A 15033-nucleotide genomic window follows, 5' to 3' on the forward strand; every position below is an offset into this window, starting at 1 on the left:
CTTTTGGCGCCTCGGGCCTCGGGTGTTGTGCACTCGTTATGCCTGCGCCCCTCTCGTCCCCTCCATCCCGTGTGTCCTATCGGCGCGCAGACGTACTTATATGCTTCAGAAAGTCCACAAAATTGGGCATTCTTCGCATGTGGTGACCTTGGACGTACGGCCTCAGCTGCTCGACGCGCTCTCCACCTTGCGCGACCGTGTCGCCGCCGCGCGCTTTCCGCTGCCCCTGGCAGGGGCCCCGCGCGCGCGTGCCAACCGCGACGAACTACTCGCGCAACTCGACGACTACTTGGTGCCCCGCTTGCGGCAACCCGAAGCGCCATTGCTCGCCGTTGTCGGGGGCTCGACCGGAGCCGGTAAGTCCACCCTCGTCAACTCCCTGGTCGGACGGAAGGTCAGCCAGGCCGGTGTCCTGCGGCCGACCACCCGGACGCCCGTCCTGGTGTGTCATCCCGAGGACCACCACTGGTTCAGCGGCATGCGCGTCCTGCCCAACCTCACGCGCGCGTGGCTGCCGCAGCAGGAACTGGGCCAGGCCCTGGGCGACGACTCGTTTCCCCCGGACCGGGACGGCGAGCGCGTCCTGCGCATCGAGACCGCCGAGAGCCTCCCGCGCGGCCTCGCCCTGCTCGACGCCCCGGACATCGACTCCCTGGTGGCCGAGAACCGCGTACTCGCCGCGGAACTCATCTGCGCCGCGGACATCTGGGTGATGGTGACCACGGCCGCGCGGTACGCCGACGCCGTGCCCTGGCACCTGCTGCGCACCGCCAAGGAGCACCGGGCCACCCTGATCACGGTGCTCGACCGGGTTCCCCACCAGGTCGTGTCCGAGGTCTCCCGCCAGTACGCGGCCCTGCTGACCAAGGCGGGGCTCGGCGACGTACCCCGGTTCACCGTTCCGGAGCTCCCCGAGTCCGCCTGGGGCGGCGGGCTGCTCCCCGCCACCGCCGTCGCACCGCTGCTGACCTGGCTCACCCAGCAGGCGACCGACCCGGCCGCGCGGCAGCAGGCCATGGCCCGCACCGCCCACGGCGTACTCGACTCGCTGCGGACCCGGATGCCCGAGCTGGCCAGCGCCGCCGCCCAGCAGTACTCCGCCGCGCTCCGGCTCACCTCGGCCGTCGACATGGCGTACGACGGCGAGCACGCGCGCGTGAAGGGGCGGTTGCAGGCCGGCGCCGTGCTGGCGGGCGACGCCCTGAAGCGGTGGCGCAGCTATCCGCTCGACTGCACCGCCGGTGAACTGCTCGACGCGCTCGTGGAGAGCCTCGGCACGTTGCTGATGTGCGCCGTCACCGCCGCCGACGAGCGCATCCGCGAGGCGTGGCGGCGCGAACCGGCCGCCGTCGCCGCCGGGTTGATGGACCGTCTGTCGACCTCCGGGAACACCGAGCACCGCATCGGGATTGCCGTACGGCGCTGGCGGCGCGTCCTGGAGGAGTACGCCGAGGAGGAGGTGCGCGACCTCGACCGGGGCGTCGCGTCCGACCCCGAGGCCGTCGCCGCCCTCGTCGCCACGGCCCTGCTGGGCGGCCGCCGCGCAAGGGCGGCCGGTGAAGGGCTCGCCGAGCGGATCGGGGCGCACGGCGCGCTCCGGCTGCGGGACCGCGGCGGGCGGCTGCTCACCGAGTACCTCGAACGGGCGCTCGACACCGAGCGTGACCGCCGTCTCGCTCCGCTCGACGCCCTCGATGTCCACCCCGAGCCGCAGGCCGAACTCATCGCCGCGCTGTCCGTACTGCAGAAGGAGAGGTGACCGCCGTGACCGCCGTCACTGACCACGCGGACCACACCGGGGACGGCGTCCCCGACGAGGCCGACGATCCGACGAGTGGCCTCCCTGGGGACGACGTCTTCGAGCGGGAGCGCCCCAAGGGCGAGAACCAGTCTGGGGGCGAGAGGCACTTGGCGGGTCCAGAGAGCGACGGTTCGGGGGAGCCGGGTGAGCTTGGTGAGCCGGCCGAGTCGGAGGCTGTTGAGTCTGGAGAGGCTGCGGAGTCCGAAACGGCTCATGAGTCCAGTGATGGTCAAGGGATGAGCGAGGCTCCAGGTGTTGACGGGGCTGACGGCACTGCTGAGGGCCGTGAGGCCGCGGGCGACTCGGCGACCCTGGAGGTCTCGGGGGGCCCGGAAGCCCCGGAAGCCCCGGAAGCCCCGGAGGGTTCGGAGAGCCCGGAGAGCCCGGAGAACCTGGCCAGCCACGAGGGTCGGAAGGATCAGAACGAACAGGACGGTCAGGCTGCGGAGAAGCCCGCCAAGCGGGAGCGGCGGGGGAGTTGGTGGAGTCGGGTGGCACGGGAGAGCAGGCGAAGCTGGGAGGACAAGCAAGCCCCGGAAGACACGGATGGCCGGGAAGGGCGCGAAAAGGGTGCCCACGCGCGCGTGAAGGGTGATGACGCGCGCGTGAGGGGCGATGACGGGCGCGTGAAGGGCGACGACGAGCCCGACAGGGCCGACTCGCGGCGCATCGCCTCCGCCGAGTCAGCGGCCCGTACGGATCGCGCCGGCGGTACGGATCGCGTCGGCCGTACCGACCGCGCCGGTCGTAGCGATCGCGTCAGCCGTACGGATCGCACTGGTCGTACGGGGCGCCTCGGCCGTACCGAGCCCGGGCGCACCGATCATCCCGGCCGTACGGACCGCGTCGGGCGTAGCGACCCCGGCCGTTCGGACACCGCTCGTGGTGCGGAGTCCGCTGGTCGTGGGGAGGCCGAGGAGTCCTGGGACGATGGGCTCATCGCGCGGCGGGTGTCCGAGACGAGCGGCTCCGAAGAGGCCGCGCCGGTGTCGATGATGGAGACGAGGCCCGCCGGTTCGCAGTCGGTCAGCCCGTTGGCGTACGACACCGCCCTGCGGTCCCGGCTGGACGCGTTGCGGGAGCTGGTCGGGCTGTCACGGACACGGCTGGACAGCAGGACCCTCGCGGAGGCGGGTCGGGTGCTGGACGAGGCGGCGGCGCGGCGCAAGCTCTCGGGGCAGCACACGGTCGTCGCCATCGCGGGTGCCACCGGCAGTGGCAAGTCGACGCTGTTCAACGCGCTCGCCGGCGTGGCGATCTCGGAGACGGGCGTCCGCAGGCCCACCACGGCGGCGCCCATCGCGTGCAGTTGGAGCGACGGCGCCGCCACCCTGATCGACCGGCTCGGCATTCCGGGACGGCTGCGACGGCGGCCGTTGCAGAGCGCGGAGGCGGAGGCGCAGCTGGCCGGTCTCGTCCTGGTGGACCTCCCCGACCACGACTCGGCGGCGGTGCAGCACCGGCAGCAGGTGGACCGGATCCTGGGGCTCGTCGACGCGGTCATCTGGGTCGTCGACCCGGAGAAGTACGCCGACGCCGTGCTCCACGAGCGGTATCTGCGGCCTCTCGCGGGCCACGCCGAGGTCATGTTCGTGGTGCTCAACCAGGTGGACCGGCTGCCCGGTGAGGCCGCGCACCAAGTGCTCGACGATCTACGGCGGCTGCTCGACGAGGACGGGATCGCGCTCGGGGAACACGGCGAACCCGGCGCGGCCGTGCTCGCCCTGTCCGCGCTCACCGGCGATGGGGTGGCGGAACTGCGGGAGGCGCTCGGACAGTTCGTGGCCGAGCGGGGAGCACCGGGCCGCCGGGTCCAGGCCGATCTGGACGCGGCCGCCGCGCGGCTGTGGCCGGTCTACGCGACCGGGCGGCGCACGGGGCTCAGTGAGCGGGCGCGGAACGAGTTCGCCGCGCGGCTCGCCGACGCGGTGGGCGCCACCGCTGCGGGCGAGGCCGCCGAACGGGCCTGGCTGCGCAACGCCAACCGCGCGTGCGGCACGCCCTGGCTCCGGCTGTGGCGCTGGTACGAGGGGCGGAGCGACCTCCCGACCGGGCGTCACTCCCTGAGGATGCCCGTGGACGAGGAGCCCACCGCGCGGCAGCGCGTCGAACAGGCCGTACGGGTCCTGTCCGACCGTGCCGCGGCGGGGTTGCCGGCGCCGTGGGCGCAGGCGGTGCGTGAAGCGGCGGCGCGCGGGGCGCTGGGGCTGCCCGAGGCGCTGGACGAGCTGGCGGCCCGGGTCGGAGCACCCACCGGACGGCCCCAGCGGCCGGGCTGGTGGCCCGCCGCGGTGCTGGCCCAGGCGTCCATGACCGTGCTTCAGGTCCTGGGCGGGCTGTGGCTGTTGGGGCAGATCATCGGTGTCATGTCCCCGAACCTGGGGGTGCCGGTGCTGCTGATGGTGATCGGCATCGTCGGAGGTCCGGTCGTGGAGTGGGGATGCAGGCTGGCGGCACGGGGGCCGGCCCGGCGCTACGGTCTCGAAGCCGAGCGGCGGCTGTGGGAGGCGGCCGCCGGGTGCGGCCGGGCGCGGGTGCTGGACCCGGTGGCCGCCGAGTTGCTGCGCTACCGGGAGGTGCGCGAGCAGTACGGACGGGTGCTGGGGGCGGCACAGGTGGGGTGATTCCTCGCCGGCCTCTGCCTCGTTCACCCGGTCGGGTCGTATGCCTGGTCCACCCGGTGGGCCCTGCCCCTTCACCCGCTCGGGTGGCGGAGTTCTCCACAACTCGCGGGTAATGCACAGCGCTCAGCGGGCTCGTCCCCGCGACGGCAGTCTGGATTCGCGGCGATCGCAGCGCCACGGTCCCCTCGCACGGAGCGGCGGGGCGGGGGCGGCGCGGTCACCGCGACAGACAGCGGTCGTACGGGACGGGCCCGTACGCGTATCCGGCCGGCGTCGGTGCCGGTGTGAGGGAGGGTTCGCGAGATGAACGAGACGATGGTGTGCGTGGTGGGGAACGTGGCGACCCAGCCGGTCTGCCGCGAGTTGTCGACGGGCTCCTCGGCCCGGTTCCGGCTGGCGGTGACCTCGCGGTACTGGGACCGGGAGAAGAGCGAGTGGACCGACGGCCACACCAACTTCTTCACGGTGTGGGCGCGGCGCACCCTGGCGGCGAACGTGGCGTCGTCCGTGTCGCTGGGCGATCCGGTCGTGGTGCAGGGGCGGTTGAAGGTGCGCACCGAGCAACGGGACGGGCAGAGCTGGGTCTCGGCGGACGTGGACGCGGTCACGATCGGCCACGACCTGTCGCGGGGCACCTCCGCGTTCCGGCGGACTCCCCGGGGGGAGACGGCGGCACAGTCCCTGCCCCAGCCGGAGCCGAACTGGGAGTCAACGGCCCCCGGCCGGCGCCTCGACACGGAAGCGGAACTGCACCCGGCGACGGAACGGCACGCGGAAGCAGTCGGAGTGACGTGACGTCAGAGCGCGACGGCGAGACAGCAGGGTGTGAGTGGCGTGTCCTCAAGACGTGCGAGTCCGGTACCCGGCGGCGTTCCCGAGTGTCGGCCGCGTCGAACTGCGGCTTATCGGCAGGTGCGTGACGAACACTCCGGACGTAAATGCCATCGATTTGTCGATAAGCCCTGTCCATGACCTGTGCGGGCGATAACGATTCCGATTCGGATCGGTTGTCCGACCATACGACTGGGAAGAGCGGAGCGCCGCGTCCCTAGGATGCCGGGCATAGCTCACGGGGCTTCTGATTCTGCTGGTGGGACCACAACCCCCCACGTCAACGGGTCCTGCTCGAAGGGAAATTCTGTGGTTTCTTCGTTCTCGGCGCCGTTCACCGTGTCGTCCGGGTGGTCCGCGTGCAGAAGAGGGGCGGCCCGTCTGGCCGCGGTGTCGCTCGCGACCGGCCTCGTCGTCGCGGGTGCGATCGTCACCGCGGGCACGGCCGTCGCCGACGAGGAGACGGTGCAGAGCCCGGGCGGAGCTACGGCCACCATAGGTGGCCTGAAGACGTACGGGACGGCCGTGGTCCGCGCCGACGGTGAGGAGCAGCAGCTGCCCGCCGGTCTGTTCGAGATGTTCGTCGACGGCGGCGGCACCCTGCAGACCTATTGCGTCGACCTCCAGAACCCCACGCAGAAGGACGCCACGTACCAGGAGACCCCCTGGAGCGGCACCTCCCTGGGGCACAACAAGAACGCCGGCAAGATCAACTGGATCCTGCAGAACTCGTATCCCCAGGTGAACGACCTCGCCGCCCTCGCCGGCAAGGCGGGCGCCAAGGGGCTCACCGAGCAGGACGCGGCGGCCGGTACCCAGGTCGCGATCTGGCGGTACTCCGACGGGGCCGAAGTGACGGCCCTCGACCCGGAGGCCGAGAAGCTCGCCGACTACCTGGAGAAGAGCGCCCGGAACCTGTCGGAGCCGGCGGCCTCGCTGACCCTCGACCCGCCGGCGGTCTCCGGGCGGGCGGGCGAGCGCCTCGGGCCGGTCAAGGTGCGCACCAACGCCGACGGCGTCACGGTGACCCCGCCGTCGGACGCCACCGCGGCCGGTGTGAAGGTCGTCGACGCGGACGGCAAGGCCGTGACCTCGGCACGCGACGGCAGCGAGCTGTACTTCGAGGTGCCCGAGGACAGCGAGGACGGCTCGGCGGCGCTGGCCGTCGAGGCCTCCACCACCGTGCCGGTCGGTCGCGCCTTCGCCTCCGAGACGCGCAGCCAGACCCAGATCCTCGCGGGCTCCAGCGCGTCCACGGTTTCCGCCACGGCCACCGCGACCTGGGCCACCACCGGCGCGATACCCGCACTGTCCGCCGAGAAGAACTGCGCGGAGGGCGGCCTCGACCTCACCGTGGCCAACCCCGGGGACGAGCCCTTCGCCTTCGAGCTGATGGGGATCGACTACGCCATCGAGGCGGGCGAGACCCGGACGGTGACCATCCCGCTCCAGGAGGACCAGGCCTATGACTTCACGATCAAGGGAGCGAACGGCCTCGCGAAGCAGTTCCGCGGTGTCCTCGACTGCCGGACGGAGACCGAGGCCGACGCGGCCGGCGCGTCCGTGCAGACGCTGAGCGAGCCCAGCCCGGCGACGGTCGGCGGCGGCGCCGTCACCGACTCCGCCGGCGACCTCGCCGAGACCGGCAGCTCCGGCGCGACCCCGGTGATCGGGGGCCTCGCCATCGCCCTGGTCGTGATCGGCGGCGCCGTGATGATCGTCCTGCGCAAGCGGGAGCAGCAGAAGCAGTAGCCGACGAGCAGAGTTCCTTGGCAACTCAACAGCGAGTGACCGCGCGGTGACCTCCGCGAGCGACGCGGCCCCGGTACGCCCCTCAGGCGCCGGGGCCGCGTCACTCTCGCGGGGCCTCACCATCCGGTTTCCGTCGAGGGCTGGCCGTGCGGCAAGATGGGTGGTACTGCCCACTGCCAGATTTCAAGTTGCCGGACGGTTTCTCTTGGCTGAGTACATCTACACGATGCGCAAGACACGCAAGGCGCACGGCGACAAGGTGATCCTTGACGACGTCACGCTGAGCTTCCTTCCCGGCGCGAAGATCGGTGTGGTCGGACCGAACGGTGCCGGAAAGTCCACTGTTCTCAAGATCATGGCGGGCCTCGAACAGCCCTCCAACGGTGACGCCTTCCTGTCGCCCGGCTACACCGTCGGCATGCTCCTGCAGGAGCCGCCGCTGGACGAGTCGAAGACTGTCCTGCAGAACGTCCAGGACGGCGCAGCCGAGATCATGGGCAAGCTCCACCGCTTCAACGAGGTCGCGGAGCTCATGGCGACCGACTACTCGGACGCGCTCCTCGACGAGATGGGCAAGCTCCAGGAGGACCTGGACCACGCGAACGCCTGGGACCTGGACACCCAGCTGGAGCAGGCCATGGACGCCCTGGGCTGCCCGCCCGGCGACTGGCCCGTCACCAACCTGTCCGGTGGTGAGCGCCGCCGCGTCGCCCTGTGCAAGCTGCTGCTCGAAGCCCCCGACCTGCTGCTCCTCGACGAGCCCACCAACCACCTGGACGCCGAGTCCGTGCAGTGGCTGGAGCAGCACCTCGCGAAGTACCCCGGCACCGTCGTCGCCGTCACCCACGACCGGTACTTCCTCGACAACGTCGCCGGCTGGATCCTGGAGCTCGACCGCGGCCGCGCGATCGGCTACGAGGGCAACTACTCCACCTACCTGGAGACCAAGCAGACCCGTCTCAAGGTCGAGGGCCAGAAGGACGCCAAGCGCGCCAAGCGGCTCAAGGAAGAGCTGGAGTGGGTCCGCTCCAACGCCAAGGGCCGCCAGGCCAAGTCCAAGGCCCGTCTCGCCCGGTACGAGGAGATGGCGGCCGAGGCCGACAAGATGCGGAAGCTGGACTTCGAGGAGATCCAGATCCCGCCGGGCCCCCGTCTGGGCAACGTGGTCGTCGAGGTCAACAACCTCAGCAAGGCCTTCGGCGAGAAGGTCCTGATCGACGACCTCTCCTTCACGCTGCCGCGCAACGGCATCGTGGGCATCATCGGCCCGAACGGTGCCGGCAAGACGACCCTCTTCAAGATGATCCAGGGCCTGGAGGAGCCCGACTCCGGTTCGATCAAGGTCGGCGAGACCGTCAAGATCTCCTACGTCGACCAGAGCCGCGAGAACATCGACCCCAAGAAGACGCTGTGGGCCGTCGTCTCCGACGAGCTGGACTACATCAACGTCGGCCAGGTCGAGATGCCCTCCCGCGCCTACGTCTCCGCGTTCGGCTTCAAGGGGCCGGACCAGCAGAAGCCGGCCGGAGTGCTCTCCGGCGGTGAGCGCAACCGCCTCAACCTGGCGCTCACCCTCAAGCTGGGCGGCAACCTCCTGCTCCTCGACGAGCCGACCAACGACCTCGACGTCGAGACCCTGTCGTCCCTGGAGAACGCGCTTCTGGAGTTCCCCGGCTGCGCCGTGGTCGTCTCCCACGACCGCTGGTTCCTGGACCGGGTGGCGACGCACATCCTCGCCTACGAGGGCGAGTCCAAGTGGTTCTGGTTCGAGGGCAACTTCGAGTCGTACGAGAAGAACAAGATCGAGCGGCTCGGTGCCGACGCCGCCCGTCCGCACCGCGCCACCTACAAGAAGCTGACCCGGGGCTGATCTTGCGGCACATCTACCGCTGCCCACTGCGCTGGGCGGACATGGACGCGTACGGCCACGTCAACAACGTGGTCTTCCTCCGCTACCTGGAGGAGGCCCGTATCGACTTCCTGTTCCGCCCGGAGAAGGACTTCAAGCAGGGGTCCGTGGTGGCACGCCATGAGATCGACTACCGGCGGCAGCTCGTCCACCGGCACAGGCCGGTGGACATCGAGCTGTGGGTCACGGAGATAAGAGCGGCGTCCTTCACGATCACCTACGAGGTCAAGGATCCCGAGCAGGTCTATGTCACGGCCTCCACGGTGATCGTGCCGTTCGACTTCCAGGCCCAGCGCCCCCGTCGGCTCACGGCGGAGGAACGCGAGTTCCTGGCGGAGTACCAGGACGACGAGGAGGGGGCCGTCGCCGCATGACGGTGCTCCACCTCGCCGACGAGGGGGAGGCGGCGGATCTCGCGGCCTTCCTCTCCCGGCTGCTCCACTACGACCGGGGTGCGGCGGTGCGTCTCCAGGCCGCCGGCACCGCCCTCGCCGTCTTCGGCCGGCCGCCCTCCTTCGAGGTGCTGGCCATCCGGGCGGTACGGCTCGCGAAGCCGTACGAGAACGGGCTGGACGTCACGCTCGACGTGACCGTGTCCGCGGGTGAACTGCTGGAGTCGATCGACGAGTCGGCGGCGACCGCGGTCGTGCCCGCCGCTGTCACCGGCCCGCCGTGGGCCGGGGTGCTGCCCCCGCGGGGCGGCTGGCGCCGAGAGCCGGGGCTGCCCGTCCAGGAGGCGGTACGGGCGAGGGTCGCAGAGGCAGTCGCCGAGTTCCGCTCCCGCACGGGGGAGCTGGCGCCGGAGCAGCGCACCCGGGCCGAACTCGACCGGATCGGGCGGGAGATCTGGTCCCGGCCGATCGGGGACACCACTCTGCCCGTGCGGGCCGCGCACGCGGCCCAGTCGCTGGGCTTCCTGCGGCCCGCGCGAGGCCGCACGGCGGAGGAACTGGAGCTCGCGCTCTTCTCGTCGGGCGCGTGGCTGCGCCTGCGCACGCCGTACGGGTCGATCGCCGTACGACGCGCGGGACTCGGCGCGCTGGACGTCAGCGTCCGCTGACCATCCGCTCAGCGGCTCAGTCGGGGGTGTTCACCATCGAGGCAGCCGCGTACGTCAGGTAGTTCCACAGGGTGTGCGCGTGTTCCTCGGAGAGGTCCAGCTCGTCGACGGCGTCCCGCATGTGCTTCAGCCAGGCGTCGTGCGCGGCCCGGTCGACGGTGAACGGCGCGTGCCGCATCCGCAGGCGGGGATGGCCACGGTTGTCGCTGTACGTGGTGGGGCCGCCCCAGTACTGGATCAGGAACAGCACGAGGCGCTCCTCCGCCGGGCCCAGATCCTCCTCGGGATACATGGGCCGCAGGATCGGGTCCTCGGCGACCCCCTCGTAGAAGCGGCGCACGAGGCGCCGGAAGGTCTCCTCGCCACCGACCTGTTCGTAGAAGGTCTGCTCCTGAAGCGTGCCGCGCCGAATCTCTTTCACGTGTCCCATGGTCTCAGACGGGCGGACGGAGGACTCAAGGCTTAGGACCAAGGAGAAAACCGGGGGTCCGGGGGCACCGTGGCCGGCCGGGCGGCGCCTTCCGGGTGAGGTATGGGCGGCGGGAACGGTGGATTCCGGACCTGTGTGCCGCGACACTCGCCTCCGGGGGCGTCCGGCAGCACAGTGGAGACATGGGTACGCACGCTGTGGACCACGACGTGGAACGCCTCGCCGCGCAGGCGCGGTCGGCGCTGGTGCGCGAGATCGAGCGCAGCGGGGCCTGGGACGCCGACCCCCTCTGGCGGGAGGCGTTCGAGGCGGTCCCGCGGCACCTCTTCGTCCCGTACTACTACGTCGGGGTCGTGGGCGGCTTCGAGCGGTTGTGGGGCGAGGAGCGCGACCCGAGGCGGCGGGAGCGATGGGTGCGGGGCGCGTACGCGGACGCGCCGCTGGCCACGCGGGTCCGGGACGGCGAGTTGATCTCCTCCAGCAGCCAGCCCTCCCTGATGGCGAAGATGCTGGCCGAGTTGGAGGTGGAGGACGGCCACCGGGTCCTGGAGATCGGCGCGGGGACCGGCTACAACGCCGCTCTGCTCGCGCACCGGCTCGGCGACGACCTGGTCACCACCGTCGACCTGGACGCCGACATCACGGAGGCCGCGCGCACCCATCTGCGGGCGGCCGGGTACCACCCCACCGTCGTCACCGGGGACGGGGCGCGCGGGGTGCCCGAACGGGCCCCGTACGACCGGATCATCGCGACCTGCACGCTCCACTCGATCCCGCGCGCCTGGCTCGCGCAGTGCGCTCCCGGCGGACGCGTCCTGACGCCGATGGCCACGGGGCTGGTGGCGCTGCGCGTCATGGACGGCGAGCACGCGGAGGGGCGGTTCCTGCACACGGCGGCGTTCTTCGTGCCGTTGCGCGGGGGCGGCGAGCAGGAAGGAACGCACCCGCATCTGGGCGGGCTGCCGCGACTGGCCCGGGATCACGATCTCTTCCGGTTCCTGCTGACCCTGACGGCGGGCAGCCTCGACCCGCACGAGGCGCTCGCACTGTGGCAGCGCGAGGGCATGCCGTCGCGGGAGCGCTACGGGATCACCGTCAGCGGCGACCGGGCCTGGGCCTGGCTGGACGACCCGGAGGGGCCGTACTCCTGGCCCCTGCCGTGAGCGCCGGAACACGGCCGCCGGCGCCCGGGCAGCGGAGCGGGGTCGGCCGAACCGGTCGGCCGACCCCGATCGTCACGTCCTCGTGGGTCAGCCCCGGCGGATCGTGATCGTCGTCCACGCGCCCACGTGGACCCGGTCCCCGTCCTGGAGGGGGACCGGCACGAAGGGCTGGATGGGTTCCTCGGAGCCGTTGACCGTGGTTCCGTTGGTGGAGTTCTGGTCGACGACCGCCCAGGTGCCGTCCTGCTGCTGCACCAGCACGGCGTGCTGGTGCGAGACGCCCGGGTCCTCCGGCGGCACGGACAGATCGATGTCGGGGGTGTCACCGGTGGAGTGCCGGCGGCGGCCGATGGTGATCTGGTTGCCGGTGAGGGTGCGCTGCTGCTCGGGGGAGTACGCGGGCAGGTTCAGCCCTGCGGCCTCGGGGCCCGAGCGCTGCATCATCGCCATGAAGTACTCACGGTCCGGACCGATGGTCGCGCTCCAGGTCACCGGTCCCTGCTGGTACGCGGGGCCGGGCGGGGCCTGGGTGACATCGGGCTGCGGGTAGCCGTAGCCGCCGGGACGCGCTCCCGGGGCACCCGGACCACCGGGACCGCCCGGGCCGCGGGAGCCGCCGGGGCCGCCGCCCGAGGAGGGCGGGGAGATCACCCAGTCGTCGTCGCCCCCGAAGGAGGGACCACCCGACTGCGGATGCCCACCGGGACGGCCCGCACCGCCGGGGCCACCGGGACCGCCCGGCTGCGGGCGCCCGGTCTCCTGCGGGAAGACAGGGGGAGCCGGGGGACCCGCCTGCTGGAACGCCTGGGGTGCCCCACCGGCACCGGGGCCGCCACCGGGACCCGGACCGCCAGGGCCCGGACCGCCGGGACCACGCCCACCGGGACCGCCACCGGGACCACCGAAGCCGCCGGGGCCCGTCAGACCGGGACCACCGGGGCTGCTCAGACCAGGACCACCGGGGCTGCTCAGGCCGGGGCCACCCGGCGTCGGTCCGGGCGGCGGGGGAACCGGTCGTGAGGGGTCGCCGCCGAAGCCCGACGGGCCGGGACGCGAGGGGTCGCCGCCGAACGCGGAGGGGCCGGGCTGTCCGGGCTGGCCCGAGGGCCCGCCACCGTATCCGGAGGGGCCGGGCTGTCCGGGCTGGCCCGAAGGCCCACCACCGAACCCGGAGGGGCCACCCGGCCGCCCGGGACCACTGGGGCCACCGGGACCGCCGGGGCCACCAGGTCCGCCGGGGCCACCCGGTCCACCAGGCCCTCCCTGGCCCGGATCGGAGCCGTACGGGGGGCCCGGAGGGATCGGCTCGGCGGGGCGGTTCATCTGCGAGGGGCGCGAGCCCTGGTAGTCGTACGCGTCACCGCCGCCGTAGGAGGGCGGGGGCGGCTGCTGGAAGCGGAGCGCCGGGTTCCCGCCCGGGCCCTGGCCGGGGCCACCGGGACCGGGCCCGCCGGGGCCCGGCCCGCCGGGGCCGGGGGAGGGCGTCGAGGGGCGCGGCGCGGCCGGGGTGTACGTGGTCGCCGTGTTGGTCAGGAAGTTCCACCGGCACTCCTCGCAGAAGGGCGCGCCGCCCTCACGGGGCGTGCGGCACTGCGGGCAGAGCTCCGGCTCGGCGGCGAGGTGCGGCGGGCGTCCGCCGGGACCCCCGGGACCTCCCGCGCCCGGAGGCGGCGGAGGGGAGCCGGGCGGCGGGTATCCGTAACCGGCGCCCGGGGGCGGCGGTGGCGGCGGGGGTACGGCACCGGCCATACGGTGACCGCAGACCTCGCACCAGTCGTCGGAACCCGACTGGTGTCCGTTCGGGCAGGTCGGCATGTCGGCGCTTCCCCCTCTCCTTTCCGGCACTCGGGCCGGGTCCTGTGGCCGCGACGGGCCGGTATGGCCGAGCGTGTCCGGATCCCCGGTGGGGGAGCCAGGCTCTCTCGTAGCGGTACTACTGGGTCTTTCCGGTACTTCTCGGCTACTGCTGTTGCTACTGCTTGTTCTACTTCTTTACACGAACAGTCTTTGTGGACCTGGTCTCGAGGGTCATCTCGTCGGCCTCCGTGACCTTCGCCTTCAGTCGCACAGTACCTGTCGCCGCGTCGACCACGTCCACCACCTTCGCAAGCAGTTTCGCAGTATCCGCGTTCCCCGACGCGCTCGCCAGCTGGACCGCCCGCCCCAGCTTGGCCGTCGCTCCGTCGATATCCCCCGCTTTGCGGGCATCCAGTCCTTGCTGGATGACTTGCGCCAGTTCGGCCTGACCCGTGTAGTGGGCGACCTGGGGGTTGATCGAGGTGGACGCGGCCATGTCGTCGGTCCACACGGCCTTCACCAGACCCTGGGCGCCGAGGTTCTGCGCGCCGCCGTCGGACTGGGGGATGACCAGGGACACCCGGGCGGCGAGCATCTCCTGGCCGAGGGACGCGGGCGGGACCTCGACGCACACGTGGTAGTCGCGGGACTCGTCCCCCCAGGAGCCGGTCGGGTAGTCGCCGGCGCGCGGGCCCGCCTCCGTGCGACGGCCCGTCAGGTCGACGACGGTGGGGGCGACTTGCTTGACGAACTTGATCTGCGTGCCGACCGGGGTCCACAGCCGGAGGGCGACGTCCGCGACCTCCTTGCCCATGGTCGCCTCCATGATCTGGGTGAAGTCGGCGGACAGGGCGGCCGGGTCGGCGACGATGTCGGCGGTGCCGAGGAGGGCGGAGGCGATCGCGGTGACCTCCTTGACCTCCCAGTCGGTGCCCACACCACGCGCGTCACAGGTGAACCGTCCGGCACAGGCGTCCAGCGCGGCCCGCAGGTCCTCGGGCGACTCGTGCTCGTTGCGGCCGTCGGTGAGCAGGATGCCGTGGCGTATCTCGACGTCGGCGGAGGCGAGCAGCCGGTCGGCGAGCCTCAGCCAGGTGCCGATCGCGGTGCCGCCGCCCGCGCTGAGCCTGCGCAGGGCCTGCTTGGCCTGGTCCCGGGTGGCGGGGTCGGCGACGGCGAGCCGGCCGCCGCCGGGGTAGACCTCGCGGGCCACATGGGTGCCGTCGATCACCGCGAAGTGGACCCCGTCGCGCAGGGTGTCGATCGCGGCGGCCGTGGCGTCGCGGGCGTTGCGCATCTTGGTCGGCGGGTAGTCCATCGACCCCGAGCAGTCGACCATGATCGCCACGGCGGCGGACGGGCCCTGGCCGGGCGAGTACAGGTGCGGCGCCGTGACCGCGCTGCCCACGGTGCCGCCGCCCGTGGCGCTCACGGTCACGATCGCGTTGACCTCGCGGCCGCCCTCCGGCAGGTACTCGTTCTGGTACACGTCCACCGAGAACTGCGGCACGTTCGACTTCGAGAAATTGGCCATGCCTACTCTGATCCCCCTAGCGGCCCCACAGCACGTGGGGTGATGACTGTGCGTGCCTCTGCCCGGACCGGTCCCCTCCGGTCCGTCGGCCGTTCCCGTCCGGCCGCCGAGGCGCCCGCGAGTCCCCGCCCG

Annotated in this window: 12 protein-coding genes; 8 read left to right on the plus strand and 4 right to left on the minus strand. The window is 72.1% G+C overall.

The features are described from left to right. Nucleotides 1-139 precede the first annotated feature (139 nt). Nucleotides 140-1759 carry a dynamin family protein gene (locus tag SMA5143A_RS18320; protein ID WP_258193593.1) on the plus strand — a complete coding sequence of 540 codons (1620 nt, stop codon included), beginning with the start codon at nt 140-142 and terminating at the stop codon, nt 1757-1759. Between the two features lie 725 nt (nt 1760-2484). Here the strand turns inward: SMA5143A_RS18320 and SMA5143A_RS43985 are convergent. Next, nucleotides 2485-2628, minus strand: coding sequence for a hypothetical protein (locus tag SMA5143A_RS43985; RefSeq protein ID WP_258193594.1), 144 nt, complete (start codon nt 2626-2628; stop codon nt 2485-2487). A gap of 165 nt (nt 2629-2793) precedes the next feature. On the opposite strand from SMA5143A_RS43985, the gene SMA5143A_RS18325 reads away from it, so the two are divergent. The 6 genes from SMA5143A_RS18325 to SMA5143A_RS18350 all read left to right on the plus strand — a co-directional run bounded on the left by SMA5143A_RS18325 (nt 2794) and on the right by SMA5143A_RS18350 (nt 9977). Beyond that, a complete protein-coding gene (locus SMA5143A_RS18325) occupies nt 2794-4425 on the plus strand; it encodes a GTPase (protein WP_375136505.1) in 1632 nt (543 codons plus the stop codon). A 303-nt stretch (nt 4426-4728) separates the two neighbouring features. After that, complete coding sequence (locus SMA5143A_RS18330) at nt 4729-5220, plus strand: single-stranded DNA-binding protein (RefSeq protein WP_107463991.1); 492 nt, start codon at nt 4729-4731, stop codon at nt 5218-5220. Nucleotides 5221-5565: 345 nt separating this feature from the next. After that, nucleotides 5566-7008, plus strand: coding sequence for a Cys-Gln thioester bond-forming surface protein (locus tag SMA5143A_RS18335; RefSeq protein ID WP_258193596.1), 1443 nt, complete (start codon nt 5566-5568; stop codon nt 7006-7008). A gap of 205 nt (nt 7009-7213) precedes the next feature. Next, nucleotides 7214-8878, plus strand: coding sequence for an energy-dependent translational throttle protein EttA (ettA, locus tag SMA5143A_RS18340; RefSeq protein ID WP_107463993.1), 1665 nt, complete (start codon nt 7214-7216; stop codon nt 8876-8878). A gap of 2 nt (nt 8879-8880) precedes the next feature. Next, a complete protein-coding gene (locus tag SMA5143A_RS18345; protein WP_107463994.1) occupies nt 8881-9291 on the plus strand; it encodes an acyl-CoA thioesterase in 411 nt (136 codons plus the stop codon). Continuing rightward, the gene (locus SMA5143A_RS18350; RefSeq protein ID WP_107463995.1) at nt 9288-9977 is read left to right on the plus strand and encodes a hypothetical protein; all 690 of its coding nucleotides are present in this window, start codon (nt 9288-9290) and stop codon (nt 9975-9977) included. Before SMA5143A_RS18345 ends, SMA5143A_RS18350 begins: the two co-directional genes overlap by 4 nt. Nucleotides 9978-9993: 16 nt before the next feature. Here the strand turns inward: SMA5143A_RS18350 and SMA5143A_RS18355 are convergent, their stop codons facing one another. Then, on the minus strand, nt 9994-10407 hold the full coding sequence (locus tag SMA5143A_RS18355; protein WP_099964576.1) for a globin: 414 nt from the start codon (nt 10405-10407) through the stop codon (nt 9994-9996). Between the two features lie 182 nt (nt 10408-10589). Here SMA5143A_RS18355 and SMA5143A_RS18360 point away from each other — a divergent pair, with 182 nt between their 5' ends. Further along, nucleotides 10590-11570, plus strand: coding sequence for a methyltransferase domain-containing protein (locus SMA5143A_RS18360; RefSeq protein WP_107463996.1), 981 nt, complete (start codon nt 10590-10592; stop codon nt 11568-11570). 87 nt (nt 11571-11657) lie between these two features. Here SMA5143A_RS18360 and SMA5143A_RS18365 read toward each other — a convergent pair whose 3' ends face one another. Further along, nucleotides 11658-13385 (minus strand): FHA domain-containing protein, encoded by a 1728-nt coding sequence (locus SMA5143A_RS18365; RefSeq protein ID WP_107463997.1) that lies wholly within the window; start codon nt 13383-13385, stop codon nt 11658-11660. 169 nt (nt 13386-13554) lie between these two features. Beyond that, the gene (locus tag SMA5143A_RS18370) at nt 13555-14901 is read right to left on the minus strand and encodes a vWA domain-containing protein (protein ID WP_107463998.1); all 1347 of its coding nucleotides are present in this window, start codon (nt 14899-14901) and stop codon (nt 13555-13557) included. Between the last annotated feature and the right edge of the window lie 132 nt (nt 14902-15033).

The organism is Streptomyces sp. MA5143a (assembly GCF_900290235.1).
GTDB lineage: Bacteria > Actinomycetota > Actinomycetes > Streptomycetales > Streptomycetaceae > Streptomyces.

What these genes read in the sequence shown, in the direction of transcription:
- SMA5143A_RS43985 (WP_258193594.1), bottom strand. Translation starts at nt 2,628, where the DNA reads ATGATCGGTGCGCCCGGGCTCGGTACGGCCGAGGCGCCCCGTACGACC.
- SMA5143A_RS18325 (WP_375136505.1), top strand. Translation starts at nt 2,794, where the DNA reads ATGATGGAGACGAGGCCCGCCGGTTCGCAGTCGGTCAGCCCGTTGGCG.
- SMA5143A_RS18330 (WP_107463991.1), top strand. Translation starts at nt 4,729, where the DNA reads ATGAACGAGACGATGGTGTGCGTGGTGGGGAACGTGGCGACCCAGCCG.
- SMA5143A_RS18350 (WP_107463995.1), top strand. Translation starts at nt 9,288, where the DNA reads ATGACGGTGCTCCACCTCGCCGACGAGGGGGAGGCGGCGGATCTCGCG.
- SMA5143A_RS18355 (WP_099964576.1), bottom strand. Translation starts at nt 10,407, where the DNA reads ATGGGACACGTGAAAGAGATTCGGCGCGGCACGCTTCAGGAGCAGACC.
- SMA5143A_RS18360 (WP_107463996.1), top strand. Translation starts at nt 10,590, where the DNA reads ATGGGTACGCACGCTGTGGACCACGACGTGGAACGCCTCGCCGCGCAG.
- SMA5143A_RS18365 (WP_107463997.1), bottom strand. Translation starts at nt 13,385, where the DNA reads ATGCCGACCTGCCCGAACGGACACCAGTCGGGTTCCGACGACTGGTGC.
- SMA5143A_RS18370 (WP_107463998.1), bottom strand. Translation starts at nt 14,901, where the DNA reads ATGGCCAATTTCTCGAAGTCGAACGTGCCGCAGTTCTCGGTGGACGTG.